Source organism: Saccharibacillus sacchari (genome assembly GCF_037722395.1).
Taxonomy (GTDB): Bacteria; Bacillota; Bacilli; order Paenibacillales; family Paenibacillaceae; genus Saccharibacillus; species Saccharibacillus sacchari_A.
Map to the genome: position 1 here is coordinate 124,726 of NZ_JBBKAR010000026.1, position 16,360 is coordinate 141,085.

The following is a 16,360-nucleotide window of genomic DNA, read 5'->3' on the forward strand; positions in this document are numbered from 1 at the left end:
AAATTTCTTCCGCCGTCCGAAAAGGACGTTTGCGTCCGTGTTTTTTGTGTTAAAAGTAAACGAAGAACAAGCGCTGAAGCAAAGGGGGACAATACAATGGCCTGGATCGCTTCGCAAGAGTATTACCGAGTGCAGCGCGATATCAGCGAAGGGCAGCAACGGTGCAGCGTATCGGAGCGCCGGATCGATCTTTACCATGACCGCATCACCACGCATCGCCGGGAATTTCGGTTGGGGCATGTGTTCGATATTTCTTACCGTCGAATAGGCGGAGGAATCGGCATGCTGTATTTGCATACAAGTATCGGCGTATTTCCGTATACGGTCAATACCGATCCGACGCTGTTTATTGCCCGCTTCAAGTCAATGCCGGGCGAACAGACTTCCGAATAAAGACCGTTGATTTTTCGATGGTTCCTTTATGGCTGTATTTGCGCATTTTGCGCGGATGCGGCCTTTATTTTTGGAAAAGAAACTATTTTAAAATAAAATCTAACGTTGACGTTAACGTCATTATGATGTAATATACATATATAAAAGTTGTCATAACAAAAAGGAGGGCGCCATATCGTGTTCAAAATCGACGAAGTCGCCCGCGAGACGGGACTTACCAAGCGCACGATTCGTTATTACGAAGAAATCGGACTGATGCCCGCACCGGAACGCAGCGAAGGCGGAACCCGTCAGTATACGCAAGCACATATCGAGCATTTGCAGCGCGTCATCTCGGCACGCGACGTATTGGGTTTTTCGCTGCAAGAGATTCAGGAATACATGGGCTATGCGCAGGCTTTGACCGGACAGCGGGAACTGTATCCGCAAATCCGCGAGCCTGAACGCCAATTGGAGAAGCTGCGCGAAATGGACGGGACGCTGGAAGCCCAGCTTCGCGCTTTGGAAGAGAAAGTCAGCAAAATTTTGGCGATGAAGCAGGAGCTGGAACAGTTCCGGGATCGGGTAACGGCCGGAATCGCCAGAATAGAAAAGCAAGAACAGCAATCTGAAGCCAAAATCACGGAGGGAAAAAACTCATGAAAAGCGAAACGCCGATACACGCCAACACACTGCCTCCCGAGGGGAAATCCCTGAAGGAAGGCGGTTTTTTATCGCAGCCGAAAGCGGTCTGGGCCGTTATGTTCGCCTGCATTATTTCGTTTATGGGCATCGGGCTGGTCGATCCGATTCTGCCCGCGATCGCCACGCAACTGGACGCGTCGCCGAGTCAGGTATCTTTGCTATTTACCAGCTATAACTTCGTCACCGGCGTCGCGATGCTAATCACGGGATTCGTTTCCAGCCGGATCGGGGTTAAAAAGACCTTATTGAGCGGCATTTTGTTGACCGTCGTGTTTGCGGCATTGGCCGGTTCGTCGGATACCATTGCGCAAATCGTCGGTTTCCGCGGCGGTTGGGGACTCGGCAACGCATTGTTCATCGCGACGGCGCTATCCGCCATTGTCGGACTTTCGACGTCGGGTACGGCGAAAGCGATTATTTTATATGAAGCGGCACTGGGCTTGGGGATTGCGGTCGGTCCGTTGCTCGGCGGCGAGCTTGGCTCGATTTCGTGGAGAGGACCTTTCTTCGGCGTCAGCGTGTTGATGGCTCTTGCGTTTGTGGCTGTCACTGTGCTGCTGCCGAAGATTCCGAAACCGAAAACGAGCAGCAAGCTGTCCGATCCGTTCAAAGCGCTGGCGTTTCCTTCATTGATGACGCTCGGCATTGTCGCTTTTCTGTACAACTTCGGCTTTTTCACCCTGATGGCTTACTCGCCTTACGTGATGGGGCTTGACGAGCATGGACTCGGTTATGTGTTCTTCGGTTGGGGTCTGCTGCTCGCGATCACTTCCGTGTTCGTGGCGCCGCGTATCCAAAGCCGTTTCGGTACCGTTCGTTCGATGGCGGTGATGCTGACGCTATTCGCGATCGACCTGTTGGCGATGGCAATCGGTACGGTGATGGGAAGTCCAATTACCGTTATCGTCTGCGTGATCGTGGCCGGTGCGTTCCTGGGTATCAACAACACGCTTATCACGACGGCGGTTATGGAATCGGCTCCGGTCGAACGCTCCACCGCGTCTGCGGCATACAGCTTCGTTCGGTTCATGGGCGGCGCGGTATCTCCGTTTCTGGCCGGTAAGCTGGCGGAATGGTTCAGCGCGGAAATGCCGTTTTACTTCGGTGCGGCCATGGTCGTGATCGGCGTAATCGCATTGCTGGCAAGACGTCGCCATCTGTCGCATATCGATGCGGCAATCAGTCATTAAGGTCCAACCTTTTAAAAGAGAGGAAGCGGGAAAAATGAAACATATCGTAGTCGCGGTAGACGGTTCGACAGGCTCGGCGCGTGCTTTGGAGGAGGCGATCAAGCTGGGACGGTCTTTGGCTGAATCGCCGAAGCTCACTGCGCTGCATATCGATCAAGCGGTGCCGATGAACGAGCCGCCGTTCGGCGTCGACCCGGACGAACGGATCGAGGCGGAAGGACTGGCGTTGTTGAAATCGGCCGAGGAGACGCTTGCGGCTTCGGGGCTAACGTACGAGACAGCGGTGCGAAAAGGCGATCCGGCGCGCGAAATTTGCGAGTTCGCTGGAAGCGCAAGCGGCGATCTGATTGTCGTCGGTACGCGCGGGCATAGCCTGGCGGCTGAGCTGCTGCTCGGCAGCGTGAGCCACAAGGTCATTCAGCACGCGCCGTGTCCGGTGATGACGATTCGGTAAGTGGTGCGGCGAGCAAAAAAGAGTGAAAACATCAAGCATCTTTTCCCTTCATGGGCGAAAGGATGCTTTTTTTCGTTGCAGTCTGGTATGCTTAGAGCAGTGTGCGTATCCGTATTCGTATGGATCGTTCTATAAGTATTTCTATTTATATTTGGGAGCCCCTATAATAGGAGTGAGGAATACTTGATCTTCAATCCTTTTTGGCAAGAAAATCAGCAAATCCCGCAAAAAAGCGCTTGTCGACAAGCGATTACATCTAAAGGTGGAACAACGAAATGACAAAAGAAATCGAACAATTCACGCAGCTCGGGATCGGCGAAGCGCTGACGGCTGCATTGCAGGAATACGGAATCGACAAGCCGAGTCCGATCCAGGCGGAAGCGATTCCGCCTATCATGGAAGGACGCGACGTTCTGGCCCAATCGCAGACCGGAACAGGGAAGACCCTCAGCTATCTGCTGCCGCTGCTGCAAAAGATCGACGCGGAGAAAAAAGAAAGCCAAGTGCTGGTCATCGCGCCGACGCAGGAACTGGCGATGCAGATCGTACGCGAAGGCGAGAAGTACGGCGCTCCGCTCGGTATCGGCACGATCGGCCTGATCGGCGGCGCTTCGGCGGCGCGGCAGGTCGAAAAGCTGCGCCAACGCCCGCATCTGGTCGTCGGCACGCCGGGACGCCTGCGCGAGCTGTTGTCCACGCGCAAGCTGAAGCTGCATGAAGTGCGCACGATCGTCCTCGACGAAGCGGATCAGATTTTCCAAATGGGCGGAGCCGACGATGTGCGCGGACTGCTCAAAGGCGCACTGCGCGATCGCCAATTGATCTTCCTGTCCGCGACGCTCGGGCGTGACGTGCGCGGGTTGGCGGAGCGCGAAATGCGAGATCCGGTCGATGTCGGCATCGAACCGGAACAAAAGCTGGCGAAATCGACGCAGCATCTGTATTTCGTTTGCCAAGAGCGCGACCGGATCGATACGCTGCGCCGGGTGGTGCGGCATTACAATCCGCAGCGCGTGATCGTATTCGTCAACCAGACGGAAACGATCGCCGAAGTGGAAGCGAAGCTGAACCACTTGGGTCTTGAAGCGCGTACTTTGTACGGCGATTCGGACAAAGTGACCCGCGCAACGGTGTTGTCGCAGTTCCGCTCGGGCAAATTCCGGCTGCTTGTCGCGACTGACGTGGCTGCGCGCGGCTTGGACATTCCGGGACTGGAACTGGTCGTGCATCTCGATCCGGCAGCGGATTCGGAGCACTACGTTCACCGTGCGGGCCGCACGGGCCGCATGGGGCGCAAAGGCTTGTCCGTGTCCATCGTGACCGACCGCCAAGCATTCATCATGCGCAAATTCTCGCGTGAGCTGGATACGCCGATTGTAGAGCGCGCGCTGTACGAAGGCGCGGTGCTGTCGCCGGAAGAAGCGGACGAGCGCCGCGCGGGCGCGTCCCGCCGGACTCCGAAAAAGCCTGCCGACTCTTCGTCGAATAAACGGAACGAAACAAAAGCGTCTTCTTCGGCCGCTCGCAGCCATACATCGAGCTTCGGTACCTCAGACTCGGTTCGCAGCGAAGCCCCGCAACGCACGGCTGCTCCTAACCGCGCAAATGCAGGCAAGCCTTCGGCTCCCGCCGGTCGCGGACCAAAAGGCGGCAAAAAGCAACCGAACAAAGACAAAGGCGCACCGAAATGGCTGAAAGACAAACGCTCTACGCAGGACCCTTCGTAAAAATTCGTTTGAATAAAGTTTAAGTATTAATGATTTCGAGCATCAGACGCAGAAGAGGTGAAGGAATATGAGTGAACAAGCCATCCTGAAGGTAGGGAGGCTGACCGGCGGTTATAGCGTGAACAAGCCGGTTCTGCACGATGTCGATTTTGAAGTCGCTCCGGGCGAGATGGTCGGCTTGATCGGTCTGAACGGCGCAGGCAAAAGTACTACAATGAAGCATATCCTCGGCCTGATGTCTCCGCGTGAAGGCGAGGTTCGGATCGGGGGATCGCTGCTTAAGGACGATCCGGGAAGCTATCGGGCTTCGCTCGCTTTCGTGCCCGAGTCTCCGGTGTTGTACGAAGAATTGACGGTGCGCGAACATTTGGAATTCACGGCTCGCGCTTACGGCGTCGATCATGCCGTGTTCGAAGAACGGGCGGAACGGCTGCTGAAGCTCTTTTACATGAAGGATAAGGAACATAGTTTGTCTTCGCATCTGTCCAAAGGGATGAAGCAGAAGGTCATGATTATGTGCGCGTTTATCGCGCGTCCGCCGCTGTACGTGATCGACGAGCCGTTTCTCGGCCTCGATCCGCTCGGTATCCGCGATCTGCTGGAATATATGGTCGAGGTTAACCGCGAAGGGGCTTCGATACTGCTCAGCTCGCATATTTTGTCGACCATCGAAAACTACTGCAATCGCTTCGTGATTTTGCATAAAGGCCGCATTATCGTACAAGGAACGTTGGAGGACATTCGAACAGCGGCAAATATGCCCGGCGCTTCCCTGGAAGATATGTTCGACCGGTTGGTTCGGGCCGAGGGTGCGGGAGGCATTCAATGACCGGGCCGCAGCATGACGGAGGTTCGGGAACAGGAAAAGATCCGAAGCCGTTGCAGGGAAACGGCACGTCCGCTTCTGCTTCCAAGCAATCCGCAGGCCGCACGGCTAACAGTGAAAACGGACGCCCGACTGCTTCCGGCCTGCCCTGGGCACCCGGAACGATCGCGCCGATGACGGCCGAAGGCATGATGGCGATGCGCGGCAAACGGCGTTCGATCTTCCTCGGTCGAATCCTGCCTTACCTGCCGTACATTATCCAAAGCGGACTTGCCGTATCGGTGTTGTTGCTGCTGATTTTATTCTCGGCATGGTACACGTCGATCCTGCAAAATATGCCGCCAGGGTTGCCGATTCAATGGATTCTGTCGATTCTGATCTTCCCGCTGGCGGCCTGGAGCAGCTTCCGCACCTATCTGCAATCGGCGGATACGGTGTTCCTGCTGCCGCTCGAAACGCAGATGAAGGCGTATTTTGCTCCGGCTTGGCGCGCAGGCGTCATCGGCAAGCTGCTGTTGATTTGGGTCGTGCTGCTCGTCGCCTGGCCGATCTATATTCGCGTGCTGCCGGACGACCATGCGAATCTATGGGCAAGCTTGCTGTTGCTGCTAGGCCTCAAGCTGCTGTTCGCCTATGGCGCTTGGCAGGAGCATCGGATGGTGTCGTCCCGCCAAGCCGATGTCTATCGCTTGCTGCGTTGGGTGCTGGCGGCGGCGAGCGTGTTCGCTTGGTTCTGGCTGCCGTTATTTTGGTCCGTTATCGCGATCGTCGTCATGGCGGCGCTGTACGCGCTGGTACTGCACTTCCCGCCCAAGCATCGCGTACCGTGGGAGCGTCTGATCGCGGTCGAAAAAGCACAAGCCGGTCGCGCGATGCGGATGCTCGGCTGGTTCGTTGACGTGCCGACGCAGGACCCTCGCGTGTACCGTCGACGTTTGCTGTCCGGCGTAGGGCGCTCGATCCCGTGGAAGCCGGAGGAGGCGTACCGCTTCCTACTGACCCGTTCGTTTATTCGCGGCGATATGCTGGGGATGGCGGCGCGTCTGGCGGTTGTCGGATTCGTTCTTCTGCTGCTCGCGCGTGAATCCTGGCTGGGCGTGGCTTTGCTGCTGCTGTTCACCTTCATGATCGGGATGCAGCTTAACGGGCTTCGGCGCACGCATGTCGATTCGCTTTGGCTCGGTCTGTATCCGATTCCGGAAGATTCGCGGGTCCGCGCCGGTCTGCATCTCATGATTCGCGTGCTGCTGATCGCGTCGGCGTTCATGTGGCTGCCGTTCCTGCTCACGCTGCCATCCGATCCGCTGCTTGCCGTCGGAGCGCTGGTTGCGGCGTGGGTGCTGGGCTTCCTGCTGCACAATTCCGCCGGGCGGAAGTGGCGCAAGCTGGAAGGGGAGGACGATTGAATCGCGCTTCCCGCGATGCGCTTCTCATGATCGTTCCGGCGACGCTTCGAACGCCTTGAGTGAGTACAGGGGACGGGCTTGCATTGTTGAACATTGTCGCGGACGATGCAAGTTCGAATGTTGACTTTTTGCACACTTTTTCCAGAAAAACAGATCCGAATCCCAACTTTGTTGACGTTTCGTTCGAATTTTTCGCCTAGATCGGTCATTTGATCGGAAATTGAGCGTAAATGTGGACGAAATGTCAACTTTTTTTGTTCTTCACGATATTTCACAGAAAAATACTGACTTTTCGTCCACATTTTCTTTTCGCGCATAAACTAAAAATCGTGCATACACAAAAACGCCGAAAGAGCTTTTGCTCCAACGGCGTTTTTTAACATTCCATAGATGGCTTCATAGATCGCTTTATGGCTTTCGTCTTGCACAATCGACTACTCGCTTTTGGCCGACTGTACTTCCTTCGCCCCTTGATGCACAAGATCGAACAGATCTTCCAGATTCTCTTCCGCAATACAGGAGAATGCAATGCGCAGATCGGTCTCGCCCAGCGCGATGGTGCCGACGCCGTATTCGCGCAGCAGATGCTGACGCAATGTCTCGGCTGGGATGCCTTCGTTCAGCTTTAGGCACATGAAGTAACCGGAGTTGAACGGATAGTAGGTCCAGACGCCCGGATACTTGCCACTGTCGAGCAGGTCTTTGACCTTGTTGGCGCGGCCTTTCATAATCAGGAATTTCTCATGCTTCTGTGCTTCGAATTCTGTGGCTTTCAACGCTTCCAGCACGAAGGTCTGCGAAGGGTGAGGGCCGCTGGAGATCGTCGCGCGGATGATGCCCATCGTTTTCTGCTCCAGGCCGGCCAGCACGTCGGCGTTATCCGAAGCAAAAGTGATAAAGCCTACGCGGAAGCCCCAGACAAACTCTTCCTTCGTCGCGCCGTCGATCTTGACCGGCAAAATACGCGGATGCAGGCCGGCAAGTTTGCCGAACAGCGACTCGTGCAGCGAATCCTCGAAGAACAGGCCGAAGTAAGCATCGTCGCTCACGACGACGAGATTGATGCCGGCGTCTGCCGCTTCCAGCAGAACCTTGATAATCTGATCGCCTTCCTCGACGCTTGGCGTGTAACCGGTCGGGTTGTTCGGGAAGTTGAGCGGCACGATCGCTTTGCCCGCTTCTTTTTGCTCCAGCAATGCCTTGCGGAAAGCATCGGCGTTGAATTTCATATCCGTGGTGAACAGCTCGTAGTTGACGATCTTCGCACCGCGACGGATGCCGAAGGTCAGCTCGTAGTTCTCCCAGTTTTTGTCCGGATAAACGACCGCGTCACCCGCATCGGCAAACAAATCGGCTACGATACTCAGACCATGCGTCAACGCGTTGGTCGCGATCGGATTGCCGAACGATTTGCCTTCAAGCGAAGGGTTTTCGCGAATCATTTTCTCGCGCCATGCCGATCGCAGCTCCGGCTTGCCCGCAGGAGGCGCATAGCCGTACAGATCTTTTGGATTGTAAGCCGACAGTTTATCCTGAATCACGTTCAAATGCATCGGTCCGCCGTTCTCGGTCGCGATGCCGATCGTGGCGTTATACTTTTTGGCGTGTGCCGTCGCCTCGGCGGACTGGCTCAAAATGCCTTCCTTCGGGAAGTAGATCTCCCGGCCGAGTCCCGACAACATGTCGTGGACATGCGCGTTTCCCGCTTTGATCTTCTCGTTCCATTGTTCAGCCATAGGGTTCATTGCGCGTCTTCATCCTTCCAAACAGAATTGCGTCAATTATAGCATCCTCACATGGGCACGTCACGGAAAATGCCCGGATTTTTTAAGGGTTTTCGTTCGTGTCGACACATTTTTTGCCGAAATCGTTTCATGTTGTCCTTCTCCTGTGAACGGTTGACATTTCCGAATGATTTTGATTCCATGTCAACTATTTGTGCGGAAAGTAGCGGGATAGGAGAATGGGGCTTGAACAGGAAGCAGATCGACTATTCGTGGTTGGATAAGTTCTTTTGGCAGGAGTCTACGATAGGTGGACACGATTCAAGCCAATCGCTTGGCGTGTACAAAACCATGTACAATAAAGGTTGAAGTTCAAACCTACATAAGCTGCGCGAAGAAGGGGGAAAGGACGATGGGCGTAACGATGCAACTAAAAGCCGTATCCGAAAACAAGTTACTGGAGATGATCGAGGGAAACGGAGATCCGGACGGGTATTTGTTCGAAGGAGGCAAGGAAGCACTCGACCTTGGCCGCTCCTGGTATGGATTGCATGATTTGATCTGTGATGGCGCATTGACGGGAACAGGTCCTTTGTTCAATGCGTTAATGGGCGGGCGTCCATTGGAGCATGCAGAAGAACTGGTGCGATCGCTGAGTGCGCAACAGACCCGCGAAGTCGCGCAGGCGCTAAAGGCCAAGTCGGAAGAGGAGCTGACGGCAGGGTTCAACCCCCGGCGAATGAACGAGGAGGGCGTGTATCCGTCGGCGGATTGGAGCGCTCCCGGCGAACTGGATCATTTGCTGGAGCGTTACCGGGCATTGAGGGCTTATTATCAAGCCGCGGCCGAGAATGGCGAAGGGATGCTGCTGTATTCATTTTAGATCACAAGGAGGCCGTACCGCATGGGCATGATCGGATATTTGAAAAGGATACCGGTAGAGCTGCTTAACGCGCTACTCGAAGGCACGGCGAGCGTAGAGGACTTTCTGCACAGTGATGAAGCCGGAGAAGCGCTGGACCTCGACAAAGCCTGGCATGGCATCCATTACCTGCTGTGTGGCGATGCGTGGGAAGGCGAAGGACCCTTGTTCGACGTTCTAATGGGAGGTCAACCGATCAACGACAGTGAAGACGAAGAGGTGGTCGTGCGCTACCTCCAACCCGAGCAGGTCCAAGCTGTCGCTCAGGCGTTAAAAGAAATCGGAGACCAAGAGCTGGCCGAAGGCTTTTCCCCGGATGAGATGAATGAGGCGGGTGTCTATCCTGCTCCGGACTGGAACGACGGCGGCGAACTGGATTATTTGTTGGGATACTATGGGCCATTGAAAACCTATTATGCCGAAGCGGCAGACAAAGGTGAAGGAATGCTAATCTACGTGATGTAAGGAGGACAAGATGCACGATTCAAACGGTAACTCAAGCAATAAATTTAACAACGAACAAAAACATCAATCGGGTCATGAAAAGATTGCGATGGATCGTCTAAGCGGTGCGCTGCTCGGCCTGACTGTAGCTGATGCTTTGGGCGTTCCGGTTGAGTTTCGGTCCAGAAGCGCTCTGGATCGAAACCCGGTTACGGACATGTTGGGCTATGGCACGTACAATCAGCCCCCGGGCACATGGTCGGATGACAGCACGATGACCTGGTGTACGGTAGAAAGTCTGGCTTTGCAGGGCGAGTGTGATACCGAAGATCTGGCAGGCCGTTTTGTCCGGTGGCTGACGCATGGGTATATGACCCCGTACAATGAGCTATTCGATATCGGCAACGCCACCCGCGAAGCGCTGGAACGTTATCGGACCGAAGCCGTTTGGGCTAAATTTGCAGGACTTACCCACGAACAATCCAACGGCAACGGCTCGCTGATGCGTATCCTGCCGATGGCTTTTTACACGCGCAACATGGAAGCCGCGGAACGCGAACGTCTCGTCAATGAAGTCTCATCCATCACCCACAGACACCCTCGCTCTCTATTGGCCTGTCAGATCTACGTGGAAATGGTATTAAAGCTATTGGAAGGAGGATCTGCGGAAAATGCTTATCGGGAAACCGTGACATCGATCAACGAACGCTACGCTGAACACGCCGAGCTGCATACTTTCGAACGGATCATGAACGGTGGGTTGGCTGATTTAAAAAGAGACGAAATCCGCTCAAGCGGCTACGTCGTCGATACGCTAGAAGCCGCTCTATGGTGTCTGCTCACGACAGACAACTATCGCGAAGCCGCCCTAAAAGCCGTCAATCTGGGCGAAGACACCGACACCACCGCAGCCGTAGCCGGCGGCCTGGCGGGCATCCTGTACGGCGAACCTTCCATCCCCTCCGAATGGCTATCCCAAATCGCCAAGCTGGACGAACTGCGCGAACTAACGTCCAAATTCGAGGCGGCATTGCTGAAGCAAGCTTAGAAAAAGCAAAAGTAAAGCGAAAAGAACAAAGTAGCAAACAAGAACGAAAAGAACAACGCAAAGACGAAAAGAGATCCGAGCCTAACCGCCAATCATTGTTGCTTATCCGCAAAAATGAACAGCCGCCTACCCACCAAACTAAAACAAACCCAAAAAAGCTGTTTCCAACCCTATCGTTGGAAACAGCCTTTTTTAAATCTCTTTCCTTACTCCACCCCAATCGCGAACATGCGCACCAGCGGAGGGAGAAATTCAGATCAAAACGCCTTTGAACGAGGAAAGCTGAAAGCTTTTTTCGTGAGACAGCATTTGGATCGAATTTCTCCCGCAGCGTCGCCCAAACGCTCGCATCGTCACCCCGCCACCTTCGCGATCTCCCTCAACAACAGCTTCAACGGCTCCCCTTCCTCCGCCGTACGCATCCGCGCAATATACCGATTCCGCTTGCTGTATAATTCCTCAAGCTTGCTCACGAACCGCTCGTCATCCCAATGCTCTTCATCGATCGTCTCCGCATAACCCGCACGGACAAACGAATCGGCGTTCAAAATCTGATCGCCGCGGCTTTGCTTCCGTCCAAGCGGACACAGCAGCATCGGCTTGCCGAGCGCCAGATATTCGAAGATCGCGTTCGATCCGGCTCGGCTGAACACGATATCGGCTGCCGCCAAAATATCAGCCATGCCTTCGTTCACATATTCAAACTGCCGATACCCGTGCCGGTCTTTCAGCGAATCGTCGAGTCCCTTTTTCCCGCAAAGATGCACGATATCAAAGCGCTCCAGCAGCGTATCCAGATTCCGGCGCAAATTCGCATTCAGCGCACGTGAGCCCAGACTCCCGCCGGCAGCTAGCAGGATAGGCTTTTCGCCGTCGAACCCAAGCAGTTCCAGACCCCGGGAGGCTTCGCCTTCTTTTAATTCGGGACGAACGACAGAACCGATTTGCACGGCTTTGCCTGTTTTGACTGCGGAAGCCGTTTCCGGGAACGTGGTGCACAGCGCGGCTGCAAAAGGAAGCGCGAGCTTGTTGGCCAAGCCGGGAGAGTAGTCCGATTCGTGAATCAGTGCAGGGACGCGGTTCATCCATGCGCCGAGCACGACAGGAACCGATACGAAACCGCCTTTGGAAAAGACCACGGAGGGCTTCAGTCGACGGATCAATCGGCCGGATTGCCCGACTCCTTTCAAAATACGGAAAGGATCGGAGAAATTTTGCAACGAAAAATAACGCCGCAGCTTACCCGTGGCAATGGCGTGGTAGGAGACGCCGGGTAATCCTTCGACCAGTTCTTTTTCGATGCCTGTCTCCGAACCGATATAATCAATCGCCCAGCCTTGTTCGCGAAGTTCCGGAATAAGCGCCAAGTTGACCGCGACGTGTCCGGCCGAACCGCCTCCGGTCAACACGATTCGTTTGGAAGCTTCGGCGGTCTGGGCGGACGTGGATGTATAGGGTTGCGAATGAGAAATCATGATTTGAAAATCTCCTTTGACTGAAACGGTGAATTCGACGAACCTGGCAAAAAGCTGCCATAGCACGCAAGCTCTATTGTACGACCGGAAGACGGAAAAACCAAGAGGCCGCACGGAAAACGAAAAGCGCGAAATTCGGGAAGAACGCTGCCCAAAGCCCAAAACCAAATCTTCGCAACGTCAGAGCTTCGCCCCTTATAATAGGTTGCAGATCTCCATCATTTTTGACACTCCAAGCCTTTTGAACGAAAAAATGTTGCGAACGTCCACCATTTTGCGCTCATTTCCTACGAATCATCGGAAAAAGAGCGAAATAGATGGATGTCTGCAACATTTTATCCGAATCATGCGCGTATAGCGAAAAATAGGGGACATACGCAACATTTTTTGCTACAGTCGATCGACTTCTTTTGCCGTTTTAAAAATGTTCGCGCGTTACTTCAAAATCAGCAGCCGATCGTCGTCCGCTCCGGCCGAGCCGCCCGACGTGTTGTTGGTTAGCACGTAGATTTTGCCGTCATGCACCGCCACGTCCCGGATACGTCCTTCGCCCGTCAATACGTCGGTCATCGTTTTGGCGATCGGGTCGAATTGTTTCAGGCTTTGCCCGGCCAGCGTGGCGACCAAAACCTTATTGTCCGGCGTTGCGGCGATCCCCGAAGGCGCGATCGCTTGCGGGCCGACAACGTAATAAGGCGGAATCAGTCCCGGCGCCGTCTGGGTTCCCTGAATGGTCGGCCAACCGTAGTTGCCGCCCGGCTTGATCACGTTGATCTCGTCCAGTCCCGTTCGGTCCGTGCCGCCGCCCGGAATCGGAGCGCCGCTCGGACCGTGGTCGGACGCATACAGCGTACCGCTGGAAGTCCACGCCAATCCTTGGGAATTGCGCAGGCCGTAGGCGTATACATAGGAATTTTTGAACGGATTGTCTTTCGGAACTGCGCCGCTTGTGGTGATGCGCAGCACCTTGCCGCCGTAGCTGGACAGATTTTGCGACAGCTCGCGTTGATTGGCGTCTCCGGCGGTGCTGTACAGCATGCCGTCGGGACCGATCGCGAGACGTCCGCCTTCGTGAATCCGCCCGCCCGGAATGCCGGCCAGCAGCTCTTTTTGCTCGCGCCAGACGCCGTTGACCAACTTGACTTTGACGATCCGGTTCAACGCTTTTCCTTTTTCCTCGTAAGCATGGTAGACATACGCGTACTTATTTTTCGCAAAGTCGGCGTCGAGCACAAACCCGGTCAGTCCGGCTTCGCCGACGACGCGCAGCGCTTTTTTGGTACGAAGCTCCTGAACCGTCTGCTTGCCGTTCTTCACTTCGACGATGCCGCCTCCGCGCTGCGTGATGTAGACCGTATCTCCGTTAAACTGCATCGACCACGGAACCTTGAGTTGGGTTGCTGCGACATCGTATCCGCCTTGCAACGAATCGGTCAGCGAAGCTGCGGCAATCCGTACGGGCACCACTCCGGCAGCAGATGCGCTTGCCGTCGATCCGCCCGATGTACTCGGTGCCGCTGCCAGCAGTTTCGGTCCTTCCCAGGAAGACTCGGTCTGCTGGACGACGGTTTGCTCATGTTCGCGCTGATCCGCTGCATAAATCGAGATCGGTACGGCTAACAGCACGGCGACGGTCAATGCTTTTCCTTTCGTATTCAGCATAGGCATGTCAATCTCCCCTCCTTCTTTTTCCATTTTTACCCTGTGGGCATGGACTTAATCGTTTTCGAAGCAGAAAGGAGGTTTTTTTATAGGTTATCGTAAAATAAGCAATTTATCATCGTCTGCGCCAGGCGAACCGCGTCCGTCCGTATTGTTCGTAAGGATATAGATTTGTCCGTCCTGCACAGCCACATCGCGAATACGCCCGACGCCGCCGAGCAATTCGGCCATCTCGCCGTTTTGCGGATCGAACACGGTGAGACTTTCTCCTCTCAGGTTCGCGACCAATAGCTTGCCGTCCGGCGTCGCTGCGATTCCGGAAGGCGCGATCGCCGTTTCTCCGGTGTGATACAGGGGAGGAGTGAACCCTTCGCCGCTCTCGTCGCCTATCACGTCCGGCCAGCCGTAGTTGTTGCCGGGTTCGATCTTGTTCATTTCGTCATGTCCGCCGGGATTGCCGCTTGGCCCGTGCTCGGAAGCATACATCGTGCCGTCCTCCAGCCAGTCGATGCCTTGCGAGTTGCGATGTCCGTATGAGTAGACGAGAGAGCCTTCGATCGGATTGTCCTGCGGAACTTTCCCGTCGGGTGTCATGCGCAAAATTTTACCTGCTACGCTTCCGGTGTCCTGCGAGGAGCTTTCATCCTGTGCATCGCCGGTCGTCACGTAGAGCATGCCGTCAGGTCCAAAAGCAATCCGTCCGCCGTCATGCACACGCGCACCCGGAATATCGTCCAGCAGCACGGCCGTCTCGTTCCAGCTTGCGCCGTCTGCGGCTTCTTCGATCTGAATGACCCGATTGTGAATACCGCTGCCTTCTCCGTAAGTATGATAGACATACGCAATGCGCGACTGAGCAAAGTCCGGTGCCAGCGCAAAGCCCAACAGCCCGCCTTCGCCTTCCTCCAACACTTCCGGGCTTAACGCGATCGGCTGCTCGGTTTGTTCGCCATTTTCCACCTTCGCGATCGAGCCGCCCCGCAGCGTCATATAAATCGTATCGCCATCGAATTGAATCTCCCACGGCGTATCCAGATTGTCGGTCACCGTGTCCACTTCTCCCGATAATCCATCCGTGATACTGGAAATGTCGGCAGATGCCGAAGTTTCCTTCTTTTCCGGTTCTGCGGAGGTATCGTTGCTTAATGGATCTTCAACCGAATCGTTTCCGGCATTGGGGGTTTGCACGGGAGACTGGGCATCCGGCACAGCACCGACGGGAGCGCCGGTTTGACCGGAGCAGGCGGCCAGTGACAAGACGAGCAGCGGTGCGGCTAAGTTTTTTCTATTCCATTTTATAGGCACAGACTTTTCCTCCTTCGCGCATTCGGATATAGGTGTTTTTACCCGACAAAGGCAGTACCAACCGACAATCCTTTGGCTCGGCGTATTCGTTCGGCAATTTTTGGCGAGGGTGATTGGTTGTTCCGCTGGTCAATGGTAAAATAAAGCAGGGTGCTTTTCAAAACAAGGCGCTGGAGTTTTTTCTTTAAATCGTAGGTTGGAGGTTGAGCATAATGTCTGAATTCGAACGGATTAGTGAACATATTTATGTGATGCATGCCGAACACGATACGGATCGTCCGATGTTGGCCGCGGTGGTGGGACACAGTCGGACGCTGCTGATCGACGGAGGCAATTCTGCGGCACATGCGGCTGCTTTTCGTGAATATTTGGAAAAAGAAGGCGTACGCCCGCCCGACGTGATGGTGCTGACGCATCATCACTGGGATCACTCTTTCGGCCTGGCCGAATGGAGTCTGCCGACCATCGCCCAGAAAAAGACGGCCGAAATTTTGCGCGGGTTCGCGGAATTGAAATGGAACGCCGACACGGTAGAACGTTTGGTTGCCGAAGGCACAATCAGCGGGCGTACCCAAAACGATATGTTGGCCGAATACGAAGGAGATTTGACCCGGATACGCGTCGAAGAACCGAATATCGTGTTCGAGCGTTTTATCGACGTGCATCTGGGCGGGCTGACCTGCGAAATCCGTTACGTCGGCGGCGATCATGCGGAAGATTCGTGCGTCGTCTACGTGAAAGAAGAAGGGACGCTGTTCCTCGGCGACGCGCTTGCGCAGTCCGTCTACGGCGGTCCCATGAAATATACGACGGGCAAGTTCCTTGCGCTGCTCGACACCGTGTTCGCGTACGGAGCGAATGTGCTGGTCGAATCGCACGGACGTCCGATGTCGCGCGAAGAGTTTTACGGCGATGTGCGCCGGTATGAGCTATTGGCCCGTCAGGTGCTGCGGCATGGACGGAACCCGGAAGCGGTCGAGCACGATCTGCGCGCGGAGCTGGGATTGGCCGAGGGCGAGGCTTTGCCGGAAGATTTGGCGGAAGCGATCCAGTATTTCATGAACGGGTTAGACAAATAGAATCGAAATTATGAGGTGGGA

16 protein-coding genes are annotated in these 16,360 nt (G+C 55.0%); 12 read left to right on the top strand and 4 right to left on the bottom strand.

Going from position 1 to position 16,360, the window contains the following annotated elements:
- The first annotated feature begins 96 nt into the window (after positions 1–96).
- The 7 genes from WKI47_RS07860 to WKI47_RS07890 all read left to right on the top strand — a co-directional run bounded on the left by WKI47_RS07860 (position 97) and on the right by WKI47_RS07890 (position 6,680).
- Complete coding sequence (locus WKI47_RS07860) at positions 97–393, top strand: hypothetical protein (RefSeq protein WP_340226601.1); 297 nt, start codon at positions 97–99, stop codon at positions 391–393.
- 177 nt (positions 394–570) lie between these two features.
- Positions 571–1,035, top strand: coding sequence for a MerR family transcriptional regulator (locus tag WKI47_RS07865; RefSeq protein WP_340226602.1), 465 nt, complete (start codon positions 571–573; stop codon positions 1,033–1,035).
- On the top strand, positions 1,032–2,267 hold the full coding sequence (locus WKI47_RS07870; RefSeq protein WP_340226603.1) for an MFS transporter: 1,236 nt from the start codon (positions 1,032–1,034) through the stop codon (positions 2,265–2,267). The genes WKI47_RS07865 and WKI47_RS07870 overlap by 4 nt, the downstream gene beginning before the upstream one ends.
- A 34-nt stretch (positions 2,268–2,301) precedes the next feature.
- The gene (locus tag WKI47_RS07875; RefSeq protein WP_340226604.1) at positions 2,302–2,721 is read left to right on the top strand and encodes a universal stress protein; all 420 of its coding nucleotides are present in this window, start codon (positions 2,302–2,304) and stop codon (positions 2,719–2,721) included.
- Positions 2,722–2,996: 275 nt separating this feature from the next.
- Positions 2,997–4,448 (top strand): DEAD/DEAH box helicase, encoded by a 1,452-nt coding sequence (locus WKI47_RS07880; RefSeq protein ID WP_340226605.1) that lies wholly within the window; start codon positions 2,997–2,999, stop codon positions 4,446–4,448.
- Positions 4,449–4,515: 67 nt separating this feature from the next.
- Positions 4,516–5,277, top strand: coding sequence for an ABC transporter ATP-binding protein (locus WKI47_RS07885; RefSeq protein WP_340226606.1), 762 nt, complete (start codon positions 4,516–4,518; stop codon positions 5,275–5,277).
- Positions 5,274–6,680, top strand: coding sequence for an ABC transporter permease (locus WKI47_RS07890; RefSeq protein WP_340226607.1), 1,407 nt, complete (start codon positions 5,274–5,276; stop codon positions 6,678–6,680). The genes WKI47_RS07885 and WKI47_RS07890 overlap by 4 nt, the downstream gene beginning before the upstream one ends.
- A 434-nt stretch (positions 6,681–7,114) precedes the next feature.
- On the opposite strand, the gene WKI47_RS07895 is transcribed toward WKI47_RS07890, so the two are convergent.
- Positions 7,115–8,425, bottom strand: a complete 1,311-nt coding sequence (locus WKI47_RS07895; protein ID WP_340226608.1) for an aminotransferase class I/II-fold pyridoxal phosphate-dependent enzyme — start codon at positions 8,423–8,425, stop codon at positions 7,115–7,117.
- 225 nt (positions 8,426–8,650) lie between these two features.
- Here WKI47_RS07895 and WKI47_RS07900 point away from each other — a divergent pair, with 225 nt between their 5' ends.
- Genes WKI47_RS07900 through WKI47_RS07915 form a run of 4 tightly spaced genes read left to right on the top strand, consistent with a single transcriptional unit; the run spans position 8,651 to position 10,818 of the window.
- Positions 8,651–8,773: a hypothetical protein gene (locus WKI47_RS07900; RefSeq protein WP_340226609.1), complete on the top strand. Its 123-nt coding sequence runs from the start codon at positions 8,651–8,653 to the stop codon at positions 8,771–8,773.
- A gap of 43 nt (positions 8,774–8,816) precedes the next feature.
- Entirely contained in the window at positions 8,817–9,287 is a 471-nt protein-coding gene (locus WKI47_RS07905; RefSeq protein WP_340226610.1) for a YfbM family protein, read from the top strand.
- 21 nt (positions 9,288–9,308) lie between these two features.
- A complete protein-coding gene (locus WKI47_RS07910) occupies positions 9,309–9,791 on the top strand; it encodes a YfbM family protein (protein ID WP_340226611.1) in 483 nt (160 codons plus the stop codon).
- A 10-nt stretch (positions 9,792–9,801) separates the two neighbouring features.
- On the top strand, positions 9,802–10,818 hold the full coding sequence (locus tag WKI47_RS07915; RefSeq protein WP_340226612.1) for an ADP-ribosylglycohydrolase family protein: 1,017 nt from the start codon (positions 9,802–9,804) through the stop codon (positions 10,816–10,818).
- 353 nt (positions 10,819–11,171) lie between these two features.
- Here WKI47_RS07915 and WKI47_RS07920 read toward each other — a convergent pair whose 3' ends face one another.
- The 3 genes from WKI47_RS07920 to WKI47_RS07930 form a co-directional block, all read right to left on the bottom strand.
- On the bottom strand, positions 11,172–12,293 hold the full coding sequence (locus WKI47_RS07920) for an undecaprenyldiphospho-muramoylpentapeptide beta-N-acetylglucosaminyltransferase (protein WP_340226613.1): 1,122 nt from the start codon (positions 12,291–12,293) through the stop codon (positions 11,172–11,174).
- 435 nt (positions 12,294–12,728) lie between these two features.
- A complete protein-coding gene (locus WKI47_RS07925) occupies positions 12,729–13,961 on the bottom strand; it encodes a PQQ-dependent sugar dehydrogenase (protein ID WP_340226614.1) in 1,233 nt (410 codons plus the stop codon).
- Between the two features lie 87 nt (positions 13,962–14,048).
- Positions 14,049–15,260, bottom strand: coding sequence for a PQQ-dependent sugar dehydrogenase (locus WKI47_RS07930; protein ID WP_340226615.1), 1,212 nt, complete (start codon positions 15,258–15,260; stop codon positions 14,049–14,051).
- A 212-nt stretch (positions 15,261–15,472) separates the two neighbouring features.
- Here WKI47_RS07930 and WKI47_RS07935 point away from each other — a divergent pair, with 212 nt between their 5' ends.
- The gene (locus WKI47_RS07935) at positions 15,473–16,339 is read left to right on the top strand and encodes an MBL fold metallo-hydrolase (protein WP_340226616.1); all 867 of its coding nucleotides are present in this window, start codon (positions 15,473–15,475) and stop codon (positions 16,337–16,339) included.
- Positions 16,340–16,360 lie beyond the last annotated feature (21 nt).